At 62.4% G+C, this 19,687-nt stretch carries 19 protein-coding genes; 10 read left to right on the top strand and 9 right to left on the bottom strand.

Annotation, left to right across the window (positions count from 1 at the left end; genetic code table 11):
• Positions 1-926 (top strand): sugar phosphate isomerase/epimerase (locus I8N66_RS24835; RefSeq protein ID WP_291159365.1); only part of this gene is annotated, 926 nt, incomplete at its 5' end.
• 129 nt (positions 927-1,055) lie between these two features.
• Here the strand turns inward: I8N66_RS24835 and I8N66_RS24830 are convergent.
• The 9 genes from I8N66_RS24830 to I8N66_RS24790 form a co-directional block, all read right to left on the bottom strand.
• On the bottom strand, positions 1,056-2,000 hold the full coding sequence (locus I8N66_RS24830) for a carbohydrate kinase family protein (protein WP_291159362.1): 945 nt from the start codon (positions 1,998-2,000) through the stop codon (positions 1,056-1,058).
• Complete coding sequence (locus I8N66_RS24825) at positions 1,997-2,515, bottom strand: ureidoglycolate lyase (protein ID WP_291159359.1); 519 nt, start codon at positions 2,513-2,515, stop codon at positions 1,997-1,999. Before I8N66_RS24825 ends, I8N66_RS24830 begins: the two co-directional genes overlap by 4 nt.
• On the bottom strand, positions 2,512-3,252 hold the full coding sequence (locus I8N66_RS24820) for a BtpA/SgcQ family protein (protein ID WP_291159356.1): 741 nt from the start codon (positions 3,250-3,252) through the stop codon (positions 2,512-2,514). Before I8N66_RS24820 ends, I8N66_RS24825 begins: the two co-directional genes overlap by 4 nt.
• Complete coding sequence (locus I8N66_RS24815) at positions 3,249-4,058, bottom strand: GntR family transcriptional regulator (protein ID WP_291159352.1); 810 nt, start codon at positions 4,056-4,058, stop codon at positions 3,249-3,251. Before I8N66_RS24815 ends, I8N66_RS24820 begins: the two co-directional genes overlap by 4 nt.
• A gap of 22 nt (positions 4,059-4,080) precedes the next feature.
• Positions 4,081-4,941: an ABC transporter substrate-binding protein gene (locus tag I8N66_RS24810; RefSeq protein WP_291159349.1), complete on the bottom strand. Its 861-nt coding sequence runs from the start codon at positions 4,939-4,941 to the stop codon at positions 4,081-4,083.
• 31 nt (positions 4,942-4,972) lie between these two features.
• Complete coding sequence (locus I8N66_RS24805; protein WP_291159347.1) at positions 4,973-5,737, bottom strand: amino acid ABC transporter ATP-binding protein; 765 nt, start codon at positions 5,735-5,737, stop codon at positions 4,973-4,975.
• Positions 5,734-6,627 carry an amino acid ABC transporter permease gene (locus I8N66_RS24800; RefSeq protein ID WP_291159344.1) on the bottom strand — a complete coding sequence of 298 codons (894 nt, stop codon included), beginning with the start codon at positions 6,625-6,627 and terminating at the stop codon, positions 5,734-5,736. The genes I8N66_RS24805 and I8N66_RS24800 overlap by 4 nt, the downstream gene beginning before the upstream one ends.
• 481 nt (positions 6,628-7,108) lie before the next feature.
• Complete coding sequence (locus I8N66_RS24795) at positions 7,109-8,347, bottom strand: FAD-dependent oxidoreductase (RefSeq protein ID WP_291159340.1); 1,239 nt, start codon at positions 8,345-8,347, stop codon at positions 7,109-7,111.
• A gap of 24 nt (positions 8,348-8,371) precedes the next feature.
• Positions 8,372-9,196, bottom strand: coding sequence for a M55 family metallopeptidase (locus I8N66_RS24790; protein WP_291159337.1), 825 nt, complete (start codon positions 9,194-9,196; stop codon positions 8,372-8,374).
• 111 nt (positions 9,197-9,307) lie between these two features.
• On the opposite strand from I8N66_RS24790, the gene I8N66_RS24785 reads away from it, so the two are divergent.
• The 9 genes from I8N66_RS24785 to I8N66_RS24745 form a co-directional block, all read left to right on the top strand.
• Positions 9,308-10,765, top strand: coding sequence for a M81 family metallopeptidase (locus I8N66_RS24785; RefSeq protein WP_113541550.1), 1,458 nt, complete (start codon positions 9,308-9,310; stop codon positions 10,763-10,765).
• 194 nt (positions 10,766-10,959) lie between these two features.
• Positions 10,960-11,592 carry an XRE family transcriptional regulator gene (locus I8N66_RS24780; RefSeq protein WP_291159331.1) on the top strand — a complete coding sequence of 211 codons (633 nt, stop codon included), beginning with the start codon at positions 10,960-10,962 and terminating at the stop codon, positions 11,590-11,592.
• A gap of 123 nt (positions 11,593-11,715) precedes the next feature.
• A complete protein-coding gene (locus tag I8N66_RS24775; protein WP_291159327.1) occupies positions 11,716-13,257 on the top strand; it encodes an ABC transporter substrate-binding protein in 1,542 nt (513 codons plus the stop codon).
• Between the two features lie 141 nt (positions 13,258-13,398).
• Positions 13,399-14,412 carry an ABC transporter permease gene (locus tag I8N66_RS24770; RefSeq protein ID WP_291159324.1) on the top strand — a complete coding sequence of 338 codons (1,014 nt, stop codon included), beginning with the start codon at positions 13,399-13,401 and terminating at the stop codon, positions 14,410-14,412.
• Between the two features lie 2 nt (positions 14,413-14,414).
• Positions 14,415-15,323, top strand: a complete 909-nt coding sequence (gene ddpC / locus I8N66_RS24765) for a D,D-dipeptide ABC transporter permease (RefSeq protein WP_291159322.1) — start codon at positions 14,415-14,417, stop codon at positions 15,321-15,323.
• Positions 15,324-16,343, top strand: a complete 1,020-nt coding sequence (locus tag I8N66_RS24760; RefSeq protein ID WP_291159319.1) for an ABC transporter ATP-binding protein — start codon at positions 15,324-15,326, stop codon at positions 16,341-16,343. It begins immediately after the preceding gene.
• The gene (locus I8N66_RS24755) at positions 16,340-17,332 is read left to right on the top strand and encodes an oligopeptide/dipeptide ABC transporter ATP-binding protein (RefSeq protein WP_291159316.1); all 993 of its coding nucleotides are present in this window, start codon (positions 16,340-16,342) and stop codon (positions 17,330-17,332) included. Before I8N66_RS24760 ends, I8N66_RS24755 begins: the two co-directional genes overlap by 4 nt.
• Positions 17,333-17,687: 355 nt before the next feature.
• Entirely contained in the window at positions 17,688-18,512 is an 825-nt protein-coding gene (locus I8N66_RS24750; protein ID WP_291159314.1) for a creatininase family protein, read from the top strand.
• A 116-nt stretch (positions 18,513-18,628) separates the two neighbouring features.
• On the top strand, positions 18,629-19,687 hold a 1,059-nt coding region (locus tag I8N66_RS24745), incomplete at its 3' end, for an ABC transporter substrate-binding protein (RefSeq protein ID WP_291159368.1).

Here is a 19,687-nt window from a genome sequence, read left to right as displayed (position 1 = left end):
GCTGGGACGCACGGCTGATCGATCTGAGACAAGGCGCGACCTCCAAGACCTATTGCGACGAGTTTCTCGGCACGGCGCGCGACAACGGCGTCGAGGTGACCGAGCTTTCGACCCATCTGCAGGGCCAGCTGGTCGCCGTGCACCCGGCCTATGACGAGGCCTTCGACGGCTTTGCAGCACCGGAAGTGCGCGGCAACCCGAAAGCGCGCCAGGCCTGGGCGGTGGAACAGGTGAAGCTGGCGCTGACCGCCTCGAAGAACCTCGGCCTGAATGCGATGGCGAGCTTCTCCGGCGCGCTTGCCTGGCCTTTTGTCTATCCCTGGCCGCAGCGCCCGGCCGGTCTCGTCGAGGCCGCCTTCGATGAGCTGGCAAAGCGCTGGAAGCCGATCCTCGACCATGCCGAGGAAAACGGCGTCGACATCTGCTACGAGATCCACCCGGGCGAGGACCTGCACGACGGCATCACCTACGAGATGTTCCTGGAGCGCACCGGTAACCATGCCCGCGCCTGCATGCTCTACGATCCCTCGCACTACGTGCTGCAGTGCCTCGACTATCTCGACAACATCGACATCTACAAGGACCGCATCCGCATGTTCCACGTCAAGGATGCGGAGTTCAACCCGACCGGACGCCAGGGCGTCTATGGTGGCTATCAGGGCTGGGTCAACCGCGCCGGCCGTTTCCGTTCGCTCGGTGACGGCCAGGTCGATTTCGGCGCGGTGTTTTCGAAGATGGCCGCCAATGATTTCGCCGGCTGGGCGGTGGTCGAATGGGAATGCGCGCTGAAACATCCCGAAGACGGCGCGCGCGAGGGGGCCGACTTCGTCAAGCACCACATCATCCGCGTGACCGAGAAGGCGTTTGATGACTTTGCTGGCGCAGGCACGGACGATGCAGCCAACCGGCGCATGTTGGGGATTTGAATAGAGTTCAGCTGTTCAAGCTACTCTCGGCACTGGCACGCTCCCGTGGGGCGCTTAGATGCTGTCGGTTTAGGGCGGGGCACGGCCACAATACCGCGCCCCAAACTGCCTTTCCGGTGACGCCTCCGGTTACCGGGCTCTCTGCCGGCGCTCGTTGTCGCGCCAGTGGCGGATGTCCTGCGGGGCCGCCTTGCCCGCCCGTGGGCCGTGGATCGTGACTGAGCGCGAGGCGGCGGCTACGGAGAAGTCCAGCGCTTCCTCGATTGTCTGGCCCTGCGACAGACACCAGGTCAATGTGCCGCCGAAGGTATCGCCGGCGCCAGTGACGTCGACCACTTCGACCGGAAAGCCGGGTACACGAAGGATCGTGCCGCCGCTGCGGGCCTCGGCGCCATCTGCGGCCAGCGTGCGCACGACCCAGTCGATATCGTGCGCCTGCATCCAGGCGCCGATCATCGTGATGTCGTCATGGCCAAAGGCAGCGCGGAAGCCGACCTGATTGAAGATGACGACCGCAGCACCGGTAAGGTACGGCATGTCCTGCGGAGCGCAGCCGCCGACGTCGAGATCGAAGATGGCTCGGCGGCCATGCTGGCGGAGGTCCGCGAGAAGGTCGGCTTGCTTGACGACGCCTCGCTCCGTTCGCGCATGGAGACGGCGGACGCGATAGAGCGTCGTGTAGAGAAAGCCAGGTTCCCGCAAAGCGTCGAGAGCAGCGGTGTCGAGCCACATCGGCTGGTCGCCCATCTCCACCGTCAGCACGACATGTTCGCCATCGACGAGAAAGATGAAGTTCCGCGATTCGGGAATGGCGGGATCGATCAGCATGTGATCGACTCCGACGCCATTCTCTTTCAAATCGGCGATCAGCTTCTGCGACAGAGGGCTGTCGTTGAGCAGCGATATGAACTGCGTCTCTCCGCCGAGCCCCGCATGCACGACCGCAGCGTTCGCGATGGAACCGCCGGCTTCGGCCGGGAGCTCCTTGACCATGCCCTTGTCGGCGCGGCCCGGCCACCGATCGGCGGTGTAATATTCGTCGAGCGCGACGTCGCCGATGAAGAAGCTTGTCATACGACCACTCCTTCGGCTGGGACGGCTTGCACCAGCTTCGGGCCACCGGCCACCGGCACCCAGGGACTTTCGCCGAGGCCGCAAATGGCCATCCAGTAGTAGGGGGTCGGTCCCAAAACGCCACGGCAGGCGTCGTGCCAGACGTTACGGTCCATCACCACAGCTTGCCCGGGGGCGACGACGAAGGCCTCGATATCATTGCGATCCGGCTCCGCGGCATCCGATGCAGGGGCGACGGCGAGGACAACCGGTTCGGCGAGACAGAAGATTGCCTCTTCCGTTTGCGGATGCCGCTCCATTGCGCGGCAGTGCCAGGGCGCGCCGCCGCCGCGCGTAATGCCGAGATGGCCCGCGCCATCGATCACAGGCGTCTTGGAGAAGCCATCGTTCCATCCGTCACCGGCGGTCCAGACGACCTTGGGATCGGCATCGCCGGTCAAATCATAGACCTTGCCGTATCGTGCGAAATTGTCCGGCGTCACAGGCCGGGCGAAAACGCTGTCGGCCGCGCTCATGCCTCGCTCCTGATCGCCCGTACGACGCGCATCAATCCGGCGACATGGGCGGCCTCGACGCGGCCAGTATCCTTGTGGTCGTGCTTGAACCAGCTCCCGACGACGGCGCCGTCTGCTTTGGCCAATTGCTCGGCAGCATTGGCCTCGGTGAGGCCGGCGCCGATCAGGAGGGGTGTCGCGCCGCCGGTTGCGGCACGGAAGCGCGCGACCTTTTCGAGGTCGGTCTGCTGACCAGTGGCATCGGAGGTGACCACCAGGCCGTCGCAGCGTGAAGCCCCGATGCGCACGTCTTCCGATTCCGGCCGCCCGGACAAAACGGGCTGGTACTTGAAGCGAACGCCGCCGAGCAACAGCGCCGAAACGTCCTCGCGGCGTGCAGCGAGTACCGTTGCGAAGGGTTCGTCCGCGTCCGGTGGCAGATGGCCGGCGACAGAGTCCACCTGGATGAAGGAAACGGGATATTGTTTGGCAAGCACAAATGCACGTGCGTCGTCTCGCAGCACGTTGACGCCGATGCGCGTGCCGAGGTCGAACCCGAACAGCCGGTCCAGCACCCGCTCGACGTCTTCGGCGCCGCCGAAGTAGTTCTCGACGACAACCCCGTCCACGCCTTCGCCGGCCATGATGCGCGCCTCTTCCTCGGCCTGGGCAAGCTTGGCGGCGGGGTCGTCACCGGCCAGGTGCAGCATGCCGAGGATAGGTTTCGGGGTGGTGAAGGTGTCGCCGAAGCGGCTCATGTCTTGTTCTCCTGCATCGCGCTCGTCGGCGCGGTCTCGCGCCCCCAGCGCGTTGCGAATTTCATCTGGACGGCCGGCGAATAGACGATCGACGTGCGCTCGACCAATCGGTCGTCGGCGTCGAGAACATCCCCGCTGGCGCAAAGGTAGCCCGGCACGCCGGGCGCCGGGGCAAAGACCTCCTTCAAGCGTTCGGAAGGCGGCACGACGCTGAGCAGCAGTTCCGAACGCAAGGGGTGGCGGTCATAGTCGCGACGCAAAACCTCGTAGAGCGATTGCGTCGCGAAATCGTAGCGGTCGATACCCGGATAGAGGGCGAGATCGAGCTGTGACGTATCGACGTTCAGCCAGCTCACAATGTCGCCATTGGCAAGCCCGCGGGCGCGCACCAGCAGGAGCTCGCCATTCTCCACGCGATGTTCCAGCACCCGCGTCACCGGACGTTGGCCCTGGCGGCGGGCAAGTTCCGTAAAGCTCCCGAAGTTCCAGATGTTGTGGCTGATCGGACGGTGTGACACGATCGTGCCGCGACCGCGAACCTGCTGGACCAACCCTTCCGACACCAGAAGCGCCATCGCGTTGCGGACCGTGGTCCGGGCAATTCCGAACTGGTCGCGCATCTGGTTCTCCGAAGGAATGGCTTCGCCTTCGGAGAAATCACCGCTCAGGATCGCGGCGCGCAACGCCCGATAGAGCTGCCGGTAGAGCTGTTCGCTCGAATAGGAGTCGAGGCGCAGCCGGGACAGTCTGTCATCCGGGTTTTCACCGTTTGCGGTGGAGGCGTCTGGCGTGGAAGGGTGGGTCAAGTGAGGCTCCGGCCGAGGTTGACTACTTGGTGGCTCCGTTGATCTTGAACTCTTCGACGGCAGCTTGTTTCAAGCCGTAGCGGTCCAGGATCTGTGCATAAGTGCCGTCGGCCTTCATCGCATCGAGAGCGCCCTTGACTGCATCGCGCAGTTCACCATTCGCCTTGGCGAAGGCGATGCCGTAGTGGTTGACGTCACCCATTTCGCCGATCTGGTAGAACTTGTCCGGCTCCTGCTTCATCAGGTCGAGCAGACCCTCAAGGCCAATGACCGAAGCCTGGGCACGGCCCTGACGGATCTGCATGATGTGTTCGGCCTGGGTTGGGATCTGGATGACGGTGATCAGCTTGTCGGGCGCGCAGTTGGCCTTGCCGACGTCTTCCGCCCAGGTCACCCAGCTCGTGCCCGTCGCGACAGCCACCGTCTTGCCGCAGAGATCAGCTTCGTTCTTGATCTCGTCTTGCTGGTCTGCGGTAGAATAGAACACGTTGCCGGTCTTGAAATAGTCGATGAAGTCGAGCTGGGTCTGGCGCTCCACCTTGTCGGAGAACGCGGTCATGATCAGGTCCGACCGACCGGTGACGACCTGTGGGATCAATTGCGGGAACTCGACGTTCTGGAATTCTGCCGTGAGCCCCAGACGTTCGGCGATCGCCTTGGCGAGATCGATATCGAAGCCTTTCAGTTCAGTCGATCCCGCGTCGCTATATTCCATCGGCGGATAGGCAAGGCTGATCGTGACGTTCAGCTTTCCAGCCGCCCGCACCGCTTCCGGCAGAGCGGCCGCCAGCTTTGCGTCCGTAGCATGAGCCAGGCCGCCGGCAGCCAGGCTGATAAATGTTGCTGAGGTTAGCCCCAGAACCATTGGCAGCAGTTGTTTCATTTCCGTTCTCCCTCTTTTTGAACTCTTGTGATCAGGCCAGCACGCGGCTGAGGAAACTCCGCACGCGCGGGTCTCCGGGGCTGCTGAGAACCTGTGTGGGGGCGCCAATCTCGCGGATTTCGCCGTCGATCATCACGACCACACGGTCGGCGACTTCCCGGGCAAAGCCGATCTCGTGGGTGACGACGATCATGGTCGTTCCGCCCCGCGCCAAATTGCGCATGACTTCCAGCACCTCGCCGACAAGTTCCGGATCGAGCGCACTGGTCGGCTCGTCGAAGAGCATCACGCGCGGCTCCATGGCCAACGCCCGGGCGATCGCCACGCGCTGTTTCTGGCCGCCGGAAAGCTGCGACGGATAGCTCGTTGCTTTCGCGGCCATGCCGACCTGCTCAAGCAGGCTCATGGCGCGGGCTTCGGCTTCAGCGCGGTTCAAGCCGCGCACCACCATTGGCCCTTCGATGACGTTGCCGAGCACGGTGCGGTGCGCGAACAGATTGAAATGCTGGAACACCATGCCGAGTTGGCTCTGCTGCGCCCGGAGCCGCTTGACCGGCAGTTCCTGAAGCGCGCCGCGGCAGAGCTCGTAGCCCATGATCGCACCGTCGACCCAGACATAGCCGCCATTCGGTGTTTCCAGATGGTTGATGCATCGCAGGAAGGTGCTCTTGCCGCTGCCCGAGGGCCCGAGAATACAGAGCACCTCGCCGTAGGCGACTTCCAGATCGAGGCCCTTCAGGACTTCGTGGCTGCCAAAACTCTTGCGGATACCGACCGCCTTGACTGCGAGACTCATGCTTCCCTCGGGGCGACAGGACGACGGGCCCATCCTTTGAACCAGCGGCGTTGTCCGGTTGCGGGCGCTGCATCGCGCCCGAAATGGCGTTCGAGATAGTACTGACCAATGGAAAGAACCGTGGTTCCGGCCAGGTACCAGACGGCGCAGACGAACAGGAGCTCGATGACGGCACCGTTGATGAAGTAGATGCGTTGCGCCGCGTTCAGCATCTCGCCCATGGCGATGGTGGCGGCGAGCGACGAGAATTTCAGCATTCCGATCGCGCTGTTGCCAAGCACGGGCAGGATCAGCCGCAAAGTCTGCGGCAGGATAATGCGGCGCATCGTCTGTCCGGGCGTCATGCCAAGCGTGTGGGCAGCTTCCTTCTGGCCCTTGTCGACCGAGCCGATACCACCGCGCACCACTTCCGTCAGATAGGATCCCTCATTGACCCCCAGACCGAGCACGGCCGCAACAAAGGGCGTCACCACATCGACCATGCGGGCGTCGATGAGCCCGGGGATGTAGAGGCGCGGAAAGACTAGCGCGATGTTGAACCAGATCAGCAGTTGCAAGAGCACCGGCGTGCCGCGGAACACCCAGACGTAGAGCCAGGCGGCAAAGCGCAGGATCGGGTTTTCCGACAGACGCATGATGCCGAATGCGAAGCCAAGGAAGACGCCAAGTACCAGCGCACAGGCCGAAATCAGCAGCGTCCAGCCGAAGCCGGTGACGATGACGCCCGCCGTCAGAAACTGACCGGCCACCGTCCACTGGATTTGCCCGACGGCAAAGGCGCGGCCGATCACGGCAAGCAGCAGGATGACGAGGCAGCCGCTGACCCACCGGCCCGGGTGACGCAGGCGACGGATAGCGACGCCTGGACCGGGCAGATCTGCGAGTGGCAACGCGGACGTTGAAGTTGATTGAAAGTGGTGCATGGCATCCAATTGTAGGGTTAGGCCTACAACTTGATAGAAGCACGCTTTGAGGGAGTCAAGCTGGCTCTCTGAGAATATTTGCGGCTGTGCATATTCGCGCTCAACGCGCGGAGGGATTGGAAATCAGCGGTCGCGAGGGATGAGGTGATTAAATGGAATTGTCGGCGGCCCGGAGGGCAGGCGAGGGGATCCAGATTCGGAAGCCCCAGGTGCCATAGGGAATTGGCACCTGCCGGGACGCATGCGCACGATGGCCGTACCGGGGATAACGGAGGCAAGTTAGCCGTTTAAGAACGAACGGGTGACGTTTCGGCTCGCATTGTAAACGCGGCGCTTGACGTTGGGCCGCGCCGCTCCGGCGAGAGAGACGTCGAAAATCTCGCTTACACGGATGCTCTTTGTCGCAATGCCGTCCGAAAGCAGTCCGTCCCCAGGCGGCCGGTTGGTACTACACCAAGCCGCGCGCGGACGGCATCAGGGGGCGGGCAAGCGGATTGTCGCGCCTTCCCGCTATCTGCTCTGCCAGCAGGAAGGCGGTGGTCGGGCCCAATGTGAAGCCCTGATGGCCGTGGCCAAAATGAAACCACAGGCCTTTGTGGCGGGTCGGGCCGACGACAGGCAGCATATCGGGCATGCAGGGGCGGGTACCCAACCACGGTGTTGCCTCGATGGGTTCATGCAGGGCAAAAAGCTCGTGGGCAGCTTTGGAAGCGTTCAATATCTGTCGCGATGTCGGCGCTGTTCCCGGCGGCGCCATGTGTGCACCGGTCAAGACCCGCCACCCCGCATTCATCGGTGCAACCAGCGTGGCACTATCGACATCCAGCATCGAGATGCGCGGCCCGCTCGGGCCCGTAAAGTGCCGGTGATAACCGCGCTTGAACACCATGGGTATGCGATAGCCGAATGTCTTGGCGAGCATTGGCGACCATGGCCCCAAGGCGACAACCGCATTTTCGGCGCTGACAGTGCCGTCCTCGGACAAAACCCGCCACCCGGCGCCATTCTGCTGCAAGGTCAATGCATCGCCGCGAGCTAGTTTACCGCCGCGCGCCACGAAGAGAGCGGCATAGCGAGCGACCAATTCGCCCGGGTCACGACAGGTCCAGGGCGATGTCCAATGGACGGCACCGGCAAGCCGGCGCTGCAACGCGGGTTCGCTCGCGGCAAGATCGTCTGGACTGAGCACATCCGACGGCACGTCGTAGACGCGCTTCAGCCGTTCCGCCTCGATGGCAGCCGCCTGGAAACTGGCGGGCGAGCGATAGACAGCGCGCCACCCCGTTCGCACGATCAAGTCATCGGCCGCGGCCGGCCCGATGAAGTGCGCATGATCATCGCTCGCACGCAGCGCCAGCCGCGAATAGGCCGCGATGGTCCTCGCATAAGGCGCCGGTGCAGATTGGGCGAAGTACCGCCAAAGAGGCCCCGCCAGCCGCGGCAAGTCACGCAGCCTCCAGTCGACATCGTTGCCGCGCTTTAGTGCGACCCTGGCGATCTCGCTCACCGAGCGGGGGAAGGCATAGGGCTCGACGGCCTCGGTCTGGATGATACCGGCGTTGCCGTAGCTGGTTTCGCGACCCGGTGCGTTGCGGTCCAGCAGCACCACTTGGTGCCCGCTCTCTTGCAATGCGAGCGCGGTTGAGACGCCGACCATGCCGGCGCCAAGGACGATGGAGGTAGTCATTTCTTATTTCCGAAAAAAGGCTTGTCAGAAAGTCAGGCGCGAGTTGTAGCCGACCACGAATTGGATGAAGCGCGAGACATCGACCATGTCGTCACCCTGGTACCGGACTGTATAGCCATCGGTGCGCTCGACGCCCTTGAGATAGGAGAGGTACTCGGCCGGCAAGCGATTTCGAAACACAATCTCCAGGACCGGATTTTCCAGTTTGAACGGTTTGGCCGAGCCGGCTTTCGCCAGCGCCGCCTTGACGCCTTCGCGGATCCGGCGATGCGCGACGGCCGGCGTCAGCGTAATCGCCGACTGCGTGCTGTAGACCTGCTTCACCGGCACGGTCACGATGTCGCCGATGCGTTGCCTGATCTCCTCCAGGGCCACATTGTCGCCCGAAGCCAATAGCACCGGAACGTCGAAGTGCCCGGCAATGGCGGCGTTGATGCCGGCCTCCGGCATGACGACGCCGTTGATCCTCACTTCGGCAAAGGCTGTGCCGCCGATGGTGTGCGACAGCACGCCGCCCACATGGCTTGCGCCCGCGTGATAGCCGAGAAGCATGGCACCGACAAAGGACCCGAGCTCGACGCCCTGCATCATCATCAGCGGGCGCGGCCAGCTACGCACGACCTGCACATAGTCAGGCAGATGGTCGATCAGGATGCTCTCGCCATTTCCGTGAGAATCGCTGAGGATGACCTCCTCTACGCCTTCCTCATGCGCAGCCTCGCAAGCGTGGACCACGGTGTCCGTCATCCAGCGCCGGGCGTTCTCGTACTCGAAACCTTCGGGCATCAGCTGGTCGCGGCTCACCACTCCGACGATCCCCTCGATGTCAGCTGAAATATAGATGCGCATTCCTGCCTCCCCGGCCAGCCGCGCGACGGCGCGGATAATGCATTTGACTTTCCGACGATAAACATAGTTTTATGATTAGAAAATATCTTTCTTGAGAGGCGAGGGGCGAAAATGAAACTTTTCATCGCAGGACTGGATACCGAAACCAATACCTTTTCGCCGATGCAGACAGGCCTCGAAGCCTTCAGGGAAAACCTCATCGCCTATGGCGACGCCACCAGCAAGCCGCTCAACTGCTGCTCCTCGCAGATGTCCGTCTGGCGCAATGCCGCGCAGGAAAAGGCCTGGGACGTGGTGGAGAGCCTGTGCGCCGTGGCCGAACCCGGCGGCAGGACAACCCGGGCAGTTTATGAGAGTTTCCGCGCCACCATCCTCGATGATCTCAGGGCAGCGCTTCCAGTCGACGCCGTCATGCTCGCTCTCCACGGGGCCTGCGTCGCGGACGGCTACGACGATGTCGAAGGGGATCTGATTGAGCATGTGCGCGGCGCGGTCGGTCTGGATGTGCCGATTGCCGTCGAACTTGACCTCCATTGCCACATCACCGACCGCATGCTCACCAATGCAACCATGATCGCCACCTACAAGGAATATCCGCATACCGACATCGAGGAGGTTGCCGGCCAGCTGTTCCGGTTGATGGAGCGCACGCTCGCGGGCGAAGTGCGGCCGACCATGGGTATCCATGATTGCCGCATGATCAACACTTTCCATCCGCATCGCGCGCCATTGCGCGGCATCGTCGACCGCATGAAAGCCATGGAGGGACAGGACGGCGTGCTGTCAGTCTCATTCGGCCACGGCTTCCCCTGGGGTGACGTCGAAGATGTCGGCGCCAAGATGCTGGTCGTGACCGACAATGACCCAGAAAAGGCTGCGCGCACGGCCCGGTCCTTCGGCCGGGAGATATTCGACGCACGCGAAGACATGCGCGGAGACTATCTCGGCATCGACGCGGCGCTGGATCGGGCCATCGCCGCGAAAAGCGCTCCGATCGTTCTGGCCGACGTATCCGACAATGCAGGCGGTGGGGCGCCGGGGGACTCGACCTTCATCCTGCGCCGCATCATCGAGCGCGGCATCGGGGACGTTGCCTCCTGCCTCTACTGGGATCCGATTGCGGTGCGCATGTGCCGCGAAGCGGGAGAGGGGGCGACTCTGGCGTTGCGAATCGGCGGCAAGGTCGGGCCTGCTTCCGGCGACCCGCTCGATCTCACGGTGACGGTCAGACGCGTCGCTTCGGGCGTCACCCAGCGTTTCGGGCCGACACCGCTCGGCATCGGCGATGCCGTTTGGGTCTCGGCCGGCAGCATCGACATCGTGCTCAACACCGTACGCACGCAGACCTTTCACCCGGAATGCATGACCGCCCTGGGCCTGGACCCGGCGCAGAAGAAAATCGTCGTGGTGAAATCCAGCAACCACTTCCGTGCCGGTTTCGAACCCATCGCGCGCGACATTCTCTACGTCAGTGCACCGGGCGCCTTGCAGCCGACTTTCGAGGATCTGGCCTTCACCAAGCTGAAGCGTCCCTATTGGCCCAGGGTCGCCAACCCGTTCGAAGCGTAGGCAAAGGCGGATTCCATCCGACGGACGACGCGGGCTGCGTTGCCGCCGGCACTGATTGCCTTCGAGGCAATGTTGATTTCGGCCACGTATTATAGGAAATGGTTTTCCTATAATACCGATTGGATTCTGCCGTTTTCCGGGCGCATGGCCCGGCCGGCAATCCGATGGCTGCAGGCAAAGCGGAGACGCCAACGATGACCGACGCGAAATCCAGCCTCGGCGATATCCTCAAGGATATTCGCAACCGCAATCGCTGGACGTTGGCAGAAGTCAGTTCGTTGACGGGCCTTGCGGTTTCGACCCTTTCCAAGGTCGAGAACAACCAGATGCAACTCACCTACGATCGACTGATCCAACTGGCGCAAGGGCTGAAGGTCGACATCGTCGAACTTTTCGGGACCATGGCCGGCGCCGAGGACGCCCCAAACATGTTGGGACGTCGCACGTACAACAGATCTGGCGAGGGGCGGGGGATCGTCACGCAGAACTACGACTATCTCTATGTTTGTACAGAGATTTCGAAGAAGTCGATGGTTCCGATCGTGGCTGTGGCACGAGCCCGCACGCTGGAGGAGTTCGGGCCGCTTATCCGGCACAAAGGCGAGGAGTTCTTCTACGTACTCGAAGGGGAACTGGAACTCCACACCGAGATCTATGCGCCCTTGCGGCTCAAGAAGGGCGATTCCTGCTACTTCGATGCCATGACGGGGCACGCCTATCTCAGCGTCAGCGAGGAGCCTGCGCAAATCCTGTGTGTCTGCTCGACCCCGGAAACCGAATTGGTCTCCACCCTGGCAAACGCGCAGACGATCAAGCTCAAAAGCTGACCTAAACTAAAAAACAAATACGATAAGAAAAAATATTGCACTTAGGAAAATCGTTTCCTACTCTAGCGCTGCGGTGGATGCCGGGAGGGCATCGCAAGCCGCAGTTCTGGGGAGGACTACGAGATGAACGGTTCCAAGTGGAAATCGATTGGCGTTGCCTTGCTTTTGGCATCGACGCCGCTTTCCGGCGCGATCGCTGCGCAGGACGTGCTGGTGCTGGCGCGCGCGGAAGATCCGCCGACCGCCGATCCGGGCATAGAGATCAGCAACAGCGGCTACACGCTCATCTACGCAGCCTATGAGCGGCTCGTCGCCTACAAGGGAGCCTCGACGGAAGTCGGACCGGAGCTCGCCGAAAGCTGGACTGCCGACGATGCCGGTCTCGTCTGGACCTTCAAGCTCGCCAGCGGCCACAAGTTCGATGACGGCTCGCCGGTCGATGCTGCCGCAGTCAAGTTCAGCTTCGACCGGTTGATGAAGCTGAAGGCAGGGCCATCCGACGCGTTTCCGGTACTGAAAGAGGTCGAGGTCGTCGACCCGCAGACCGTGCGATTTCACCTGACGGCGCCGTTCGCGCCCTTCATTTCGACGCTGGCCGTCTCCGGCGCTGCGATCGTCAATCCCAAGGTAATGCAGCACGAGAAGGACGGCGACATGGCGAAGGCCTGGCTTGCCGAGCACTCGGCTGGCAGCGGCCCCTACCGCATCACCTCCTGGGAGCGAAACCAGAGCATCGTTCTCGACCGCAACGAACATTATGCGGGCAGCCAGCCGGCGCTGAAGCAGGTCGTCATCCGCATCGTCGGCGACGTGTCGGCCCGCCGCCTTCAGCTGACCAACGGCGATGCCGACATCATCGAGCAGATCCCGCTCGATCAGGCCGAGGCGCTACAAAAGGACGCCTCTGTCGTGGTCGAGAGCAATCCCAGCATGTATGTGAACTACATCTACATGAACAACCGACAGCCGCCGCTGGACGACGCCAAGGTTCGCCAGGCGATTTCCTATGCGGTCGACTATCAGGGCATCATCGACGGCATCATGCTCGGCCAGGCCAAGCAGATGCGCGGCGCAGTGCCGAGCGGCATGTGGGGGCACGATCCGCAGGGGTTCCAGTACAGCTACGACATCGAGAAGGCCAAGGCACTGCTTGCCGAATCCGGCAAGAGCGGCATCCACCTGACCTATACCTTCTCACAGGCCGATCCTGCCTGGGAACCGGTCGGCCTTGCGCTGCAGGCTTCGCTGGCGGAAATCGGCATCAAGCTCGATCTGCAGGCGGTCGCGGACACGACCAAACGCGAGCTGGTGGCCAACGGCAAGTTCGACATGGCACCCGGTGCCTGGACGCCCGATTTCGCCGATCCCTACATGTTCATGAACTATTGGTTCGACGCCGACAAAATGGGCGGACCGGGCAACCGCTCATTTTACGGCAACAGCAAGGTGACCGCTCTTGTGAAAGAGGCCGGATCCATCGTCGACGAGGAGAAGCGCAAGGCGCTCTACATCGAAGCGCAGAAGCTTTCGACGGAGGACGCACCCTATCTCTACATCATGGAGAAGAACGACATCTTCGCACGGCGCGCCGCGGTGAAGGGTTATGTCTACAACCCCATGCTGATCCAGGTCTACAACTTCGGGACGATGTCGAAAACGGAATGAGAGAACAGGATCTCGCCGATCCTGTCGCCTTAACAGGCCTCATTCCACGGAACGCCTGCCGCCGGCTCCTAGGGCCGTGGCGGCAGGGTTTCATCGTTTCCCAAGCAAGGTCAGGGTTCTCCTGCGGAAGGGCTGACGTCCATGACAATCACCCGCATCATCATCCCGCGTCTGGTGCTTTTGCTTTTCGTGGTGTTAGGCGTCGCCATCATCACTTTCACCATCTCTCATCTCATACCGGGAGATCCGGCGCGCATGATCGCCGGCGATCGGGCGAGCGCCGAAACGCTTGAAAACGTCCGGCGCAATCTGGGGCTTGATCGCCCGGTCGTCGAACAGTTCACCATCTATATCGGCAATCTGCTGCAGGGCGATCTCGGCACGTCGCTTCGGACCAATCGCCCGGTTGCCGCCGATATCCGTACCTTCCTGCCGGCGACGCTGGAGCTCGGAACGGTCGCGCTCTTCATCGCGATCTGTCTGGGCGTGCCGCTCGGTGTGCTGTCGGCCGTCTACAAGGACGGCCCGATCGACCAGATCGCGCGGACGGTGTCCGTTTGCGGCATCTCGATGCCGGTATTCTGGTTCGGCCTGATCCTGATCTATTTCTTCTACGCCAAGTTCCAGATACTTCCGGGCAGCGGGCGACTGGCCATGGGCGTCGTCGCGCCCGAACGCATCACCGGCTTCCTGTTGATCGACTCAATGCTGCAGGGGCGCTTCGATGCCTTTCGCAGCGCCCTTTACCACATCATCCTGCCGGGCTTCGTGCTGGCCTTCGCCAATATGGGCGTGATCACGCGCCAGATCCGCGCCTCGATGCTGGATGTGCTGCAGGAAGACTACATTCGCACCGCGCGCGCCAGCGGCCTGCGCAAAGGCGTGATCATCTTCAACTATGCGCTTAGAAACGCGCTGATCCCTTCGATCACCCTGCTCGGGCTGGCGCTTGGTGATCTGCTTTATGGCGCCGTGCTGACCGAGACGATTTTCGCCTGGCCAGGCATGGGCACCTACGTCGTCACGTCCATTCAGACGCTCGATTTTCCCGCCATCATGGGTTTCACCATCGTCGCATCCATCGGCTATGTGCTGATCAACCTCCTGGTCGATCTTGCCTATATGCTTGCCGACCCGCAAATCAGGGAGGTCTGATCATGTCCGCCGTCATGCCGACTGAACCTGGCGCGGCGAGTGCCGCCATGCGCAGGACCAAGCCCTTCTCCGAGCGCCTGCGTTATCTTTGGTACCTCAGCCGCCGCAGCCCACTGACCCTGGTTGGCGCCGCCATCATTCTGCTCGTGCTCGTGATGATCATCGCCGCGCCGGTGATCGCGCCGTACAATCCGGACAAGGTGTCGCTGACGGCGCGCCTGTTGCCGCCGAGCACCGCACATTGGTTCGGCACGGACGAAGTCGGCCGCGACCTGTTCTCGCGCGTGATCTACGGGGCGAGGGCGTCCTGTGGTGCCGCCTTCATGATCGTGCTGATTTCGATGTCGGTCGGGGTGCTGATCGGTTGTTTTTCCGGCGTCGTCGGCGGACGGGTCGATACCGCCATCATGCGGCTGATGGACGTCGTTCTTGCCTTGCCGGCGCTGGTGCTGGCGATGGCGCTGGCGGCAGCTCTCGGACCCAGCCTGTTCAATTCCATGCTGGCCGTGGCGATCGTGCGCATCCCCGCCTATGTGCGCCTGGCGCGCGGTCAAACGCTGTCGCTTCGCGAGCAGGTCTTCGTGAAGGCGGCGCGCACCTTCGGCGCCTCGCCGTTCTACATTCTCCGCTGGCATATCCTGCCGAATGCGATGTCGCCGATCATAGTCCAGGCGACGCTCGATCTCGGCGGCGTCGTGCTGATCGCAGCCGCGCTCAGCTTCATCGGCCTCGGTGCCCAGCCGCCGACCGCTGAATGGGGCGCTCTGGTCAGCAGCGGCCGCAGCTACATGCTCGACCAATGGTGGTACGCGACCTTCCCGGGTCTCGCCATTCTGATCACGGCCATGGGGTGCAATCTCGTCGGCGACGGCATCCGCGACATGCTCGACCCGCGCTTGAGGGGCAGATAAATGACTGGCACAGCAGAAGGACGCGGCCAGGCGTTGGCCATTCACAATCTGTCGCTGGAGTTTCCAACCTTCAGCGGCGCGATCAAGGCGCTCGACAATGTGTCGATCAGCGTCGGAAAAGCGGAGATCGTCGGGATCGTCGGCGAGTCCGGCTGCGGCAAGTCGGTCACGACCATGGCGGCAACAGGGCTGCTGCCCAAAGGGCGCTACAGGATCACCGGCGGTTCCGTCAGGCTTTTTGGCCACAGCACGCTTACCATGGATGACAGTCAGCTCCAGGACGTGCGCGGCAAGGTGGTCTCGACCATCTTCCAGGAACCAATGAACGCGCTGAACCCGACGATCCGCATTGGCCAGCAACTGACTGACGTGATCATGCGTCACGAAGAGACAAGCCTGGCCGACGCCAAGCGCATTGCGCGGGATATTCTTGCCGACATGCTGATCGGCGAGCCCGAGCGGGTCATGAAGCTCTACCCCTTCGAACTCTCAGGCGGCATGCGGCAACGCGTGCTGATCGCCATGGCCTTCTCCTGCAATCCCGGCCTCATCATCGCCGATGAGCCGACGACCGCACTCGACGTTACCGTCCAGGCCGTGATCCTGCGGCTGATCCAGAACCGCGCGCGCCGTACCGGGACCTCGGTCATCTTCATCTCGCACAACGTCGCCGTCGTGTCGCAGCTCTGTGACCGGCTCTATGTGATGTACGCCGGGCGGATCGTCGAGCATGGCGCGACGCGGACCGTGCTCGAGGCGCCGCAACATCCCTATACCCAGGCGCTGTTGCGATGTCTGCCGGAGCGGGTAGCGCCGAAACAGGAGCTCGAAGCGATCCCCGGTGCGGTTCCGAACCTGCTGCATCCGCCGGCCGGTTGCTATTTCCAGCCGCGCTGCAAGGAGGCGGTTGATCTCTGTCGATCTCAATCTCCGCAGTTGGCCGGGGCCGATAACCAGCAGGTGGCATGCTGGAGGCGCAGCGTCGCGTCAGCAACATCAGGGCAGGGGGGCCGGCAATGACGGAAGGCATTCTTACGATGGCGCGGCCAGTTCTGGAGGTTTCCGATCTCCATGTCCGCTTCCCGGCGTCCCGCAACTGGCTCGGCCGCCCAACCTCGCATGTACACGCCGTCAACGGTGTCACCCTTGGGGTACGGGCAGGCAGAAGCCTTGGCATCGTCGGCGAATCCGGTTGCGGCAAGAGCACGCTCGCCCAGGCGATCATCGGCCTCGCGCCTTACGAGCAGGGTAGGGTGGCGATCGACGGTCAGGATTTTCAGGCGGCGCAGGGCAAGCAGAAGCGCGAACTGCGACAGAAGATGCAGATCGTGTTCCAGGATCCACAATCCTCGCTCGATCGGCGCCTGCCGGTCTGGCGGCTCATCAGCGAACCGCTGCACATTCGCGGCGGGCACAGCAACGCCGAACTTCATGCGAAGGCGGAGCAACTCGCCACCGCGGTCGGCCTCAGGCCGGAACATCTCGATCGCTTGCCACACGAGTTTTCTGGTGGCCAGCGCCAGCGCATCGCCATCGCCCGCGCGATCAGCACGGACCCTGATCTCATGGTTCTGGACGAACCGACATCGGCGCTCGACGTGTCGGTGCAGGCGCAGATCATCAACCTGCTTTTGAAACTGCAGCGGGAGCGGGGGCTCACCTACCTGTTGATCTCGCACGACGTCGCCCTGGTGCGCCATTTCTGCGATGATGTCGCGGTGATGTATCTCGGCCAGATCGTTGAATCAGGCTCGGCCGAAGAGGTGCTGAGCAACCCACGTCACCCATACACCCAAACGCTTCTGGCAGCGGCCCCGAGTTTCGCAACGCCCCTGCCGGCGATCGCGGAGGTGCGGTCGGGCGAGTTGCCGAACAACCGGAGACTGCCGGCCGGTTGCTTCTACAAGGAGCGGTGCGGCAAGGCCGCCGCCGGTTGCGAAGCGCCGCAGGTTCTTCAGCGGTTCGGCAAGGGCAGCCGGCAGGCAAGGTGTCATGTGGCGCAAGGTTGATGCGCGAAAAGGGTAACAGGTGCGCTCCGCTGTCCGCTCGCATGGGCGGACGATGGAGCGTTCTGTATCATTTGATGCGTCGACCCGTTATTTTAAGAAAGATAATTTTCGTATCGGAAAAATAATTTGATTGATATTACCGACTGTGCAAATTTGGAGTGGATCGCACCGCTGCGCTTGAACGAAGCGTGACCTACCGCTGCCGGAGACGAGATTGACCTGAACCAAAGCCGATCGGCGCCATCTGTCGGCTACTTCCGTAACGTTCTGAAAGACGGCGGACGCTGTCCCCGCTTATGGCCGGTCCATGTAGCTGCGACCCGAAATTAGTTTGATCTGTTGAAAGAGGCCTAACATGAAGAAGGAAGTCGAATGGGCGCGCATGACCGCACCCAGCCTGCGTGAAATCGCCGGAAAGCCGGGGGCGCTCGCCATTCTGCCGATCGGTTCGCTGGAACAGCACGGGCCGCACTTGCCGGTCATCACCGACACCGCCAGCGCATCGGCAGCGGCCATTCGCGCCGCCCGTCTGGTTGCCGATGATATCCCGGTCGCCGTTCTGCCCGGCCAGTGGCTCGGCATGAGCGAGCACCACCTGCCTTTCGGCGGCACCATCACGCTCGACTACGATACGCTGAGCCGCGTCATCCGCTGCATCGTCCGTTCGCTGAAGACGCTCGGGTTCTCGCGGCTGTTCATCGTCAACGGTCACGGCGGCAATATGGATCCGCTTGCAGTTGCCGTGCGCGAGCTGGCGGTTGAGTTCTCCATGCCGATCGTCGCCACCACGCCGTGGATGCTGGCGCAGGAAGAGGCTGGGAAGATCTTCGAGGTCGATACCGGTGCGCACCATGCCTGCGAGGGCGAGGCATCGGTCATGCTGGCGATCGTCCCGGACGCTGTGAAAACCGAAATGTTCGGCCAGGCCTTCGGCAATCAGCAGCATCCCGTCGATGTGCCGACGGATGTATCGCGCTTCTATTCCTTCGCCGAGCGTGCGCCGATCACCGGCACCTGGGGCGATCCGCGCAGCGCGACCGCCGAAAAGGGCGAGCGCTTCCTCGACCTGCAGGCGCGCGAACTGGTGAAGCTGATCCGCAACGACGTGCTCTGGACCGCGCCGGATCCGGTCTGGACGCCCGGACGTGGTCTCGGCACGACTGCCGGCAAGGCCGACTGAGCTGCATCGGCGAGACGATCGCCGGGCATTCGCATTTCATTCCTATGGGGGATACGCCAATGACTTTGAAATTCGCGCGGACGCGCAAAACCCTTGTTTCGCTGTTTGCAGCAACCATGCTTTCCGGCGTCGCTCTGACGCCGGCCATGGCGAAGACGCTCGTCTATTGCTCGGAGGGTTCGCCGGAAGGGTTCGATGCGGCGCTCTATTCAGCCAACAGCACCTGGGATGCTTCGGCGGAAACGGTCTATGACCGCCTCACTGAGTTCGAGCCCGGTACCACCAACGTCGTTCCGGGGCTTGCCGAAAGCTGGACCATTTCCGCCGACAATCTCGAATATACGTTGAAGCTGCGGGAAGGCGTGAAGTTCCAGACGACGGATGATTTCACCCCGACCCGTGACTTCAACGCCGACGACGTGCTCTTCACCTTCAACCGGCAGCTGGACAAGAACGATCCGTGGAACAGCTACTTCCCCGGCGCGAACTGGGAAATGTTCAACGCGATGGAAATGCCGGCGGCCATCAAGGCGATCACCAGAGTCGATGACAGAACCGTTAAGTTCGTGCTGAATCAGCCGGACGCGTCGCTGCCGTCAAAGCTCGCGCTGAACTTCGGTTCGATCGTATCCAAGGAATATGCCGACAAGCTGGCGGCAGAGGGACGGCGCGAGGACCTAGACCGCAAGCCGGTCGGCACAGGGCCGTTCCGTTTTGTCGACTACCAGCAGGACGCGGCGATCCGATTTGCGGCCAACGCGGATTACTGGGACGGCGCGCCGAAGATCGACAATCTAATCTTCGCGATCACCACCGATGCGACGACGCGCATGCAGAAGCTGCAGGCCGGTGAATGCCATGTCGCGCCATATCCTGCGCCAGCCGACGTGGCCGGGTTGAAGACAAATCCGGACCTGAACGTGCTGGAACAGCCCGGTCTGAACGTTTCCTACCTGGCAATGAACACGCTGATTGCGCCTTTCGACAAGCTGGAGGTGCGCCGGGCCATCAACATGGCGATCGATCGCAAGGCGATCGTCGATTCCGTCTATCAGGGCATGGGCCAGATGGCCCAGAGTGTCCTACCGCCGACGATGTGGGGCTACAACGGCAGCATCGATGGATATGGCTATGATCCGGAAGCGGCGAAGAAGCTCTTGGACGAGGCGGGCGTC

Origin of the sequence: Ensifer sp. SSB1 (assembly GCF_016652895.1) — a bacterium.
GTDB lineage: Bacteria > Pseudomonadota > Alphaproteobacteria > Rhizobiales > Rhizobiaceae > Ensifer.
Note: the sequence above shows the minus strand (reverse complement) of the source record. Positions and strands in the feature narration are given on the sequence as shown.

Coding starts and splice junctions, on each gene's coding strand:
- I8N66_RS24830 (WP_291159362.1), bottom strand. CDS start 2,000: ATGACAAGCTTCTTCATCGGCGACGTCGCGCTCGACGAATATTACACC.
- I8N66_RS24825 (WP_291159359.1), bottom strand. CDS start 2,515: ATGAGCGCGGCCGACAGCGTTTTCGCCCGGCCTGTGACGCCGGACAAT.
- I8N66_RS24820 (WP_291159356.1), bottom strand. CDS start 3,252: ATGAGCCGCTTCGGCGACACCTTCACCACCCCGAAACCTATCCTCGGC.
- I8N66_RS24810 (WP_291159349.1), bottom strand. CDS start 4,941: ATGAAACAACTGCTGCCAATGGTTCTGGGGCTAACCTCAGCAACATTT.
- I8N66_RS24805 (WP_291159347.1), bottom strand. CDS start 5,737: ATGAGTCTCGCAGTCAAGGCGGTCGGTATCCGCAAGAGTTTTGGCAGC.
- I8N66_RS24795 (WP_291159340.1), bottom strand. CDS start 8,347: ATGACTACCTCCATCGTCCTTGGCGCCGGCATGGTCGGCGTCTCAACC.
- I8N66_RS24790 (WP_291159337.1), bottom strand. CDS start 9,196: ATGCGCATCTATATTTCAGCTGACATCGAGGGGATCGTCGGAGTGGTG.
- I8N66_RS24785 (WP_113541550.1), top strand. CDS start 9,308: ATGAAACTTTTCATCGCAGGACTGGATACCGAAACCAATACCTTTTCG.
- I8N66_RS24780 (WP_291159331.1), top strand. CDS start 10,960: ATGACCGACGCGAAATCCAGCCTCGGCGATATCCTCAAGGATATTCGC.
- I8N66_RS24775 (WP_291159327.1), top strand. CDS start 11,716: ATGAACGGTTCCAAGTGGAAATCGATTGGCGTTGCCTTGCTTTTGGCA.
- I8N66_RS24770 (WP_291159324.1), top strand. CDS start 13,399: ATGACAATCACCCGCATCATCATCCCGCGTCTGGTGCTTTTGCTTTTC.
- ddpC (WP_291159322.1), top strand. CDS start 14,415: ATGTCCGCCGTCATGCCGACTGAACCTGGCGCGGCGAGTGCCGCCATG.
- I8N66_RS24760 (WP_291159319.1), top strand. CDS start 15,324: ATGACTGGCACAGCAGAAGGACGCGGCCAGGCGTTGGCCATTCACAAT.
- I8N66_RS24755 (WP_291159316.1), top strand. CDS start 16,340: ATGACGGAAGGCATTCTTACGATGGCGCGGCCAGTTCTGGAGGTTTCC.
- I8N66_RS24750 (WP_291159314.1), top strand. CDS start 17,688: ATGAAGAAGGAAGTCGAATGGGCGCGCATGACCGCACCCAGCCTGCGT.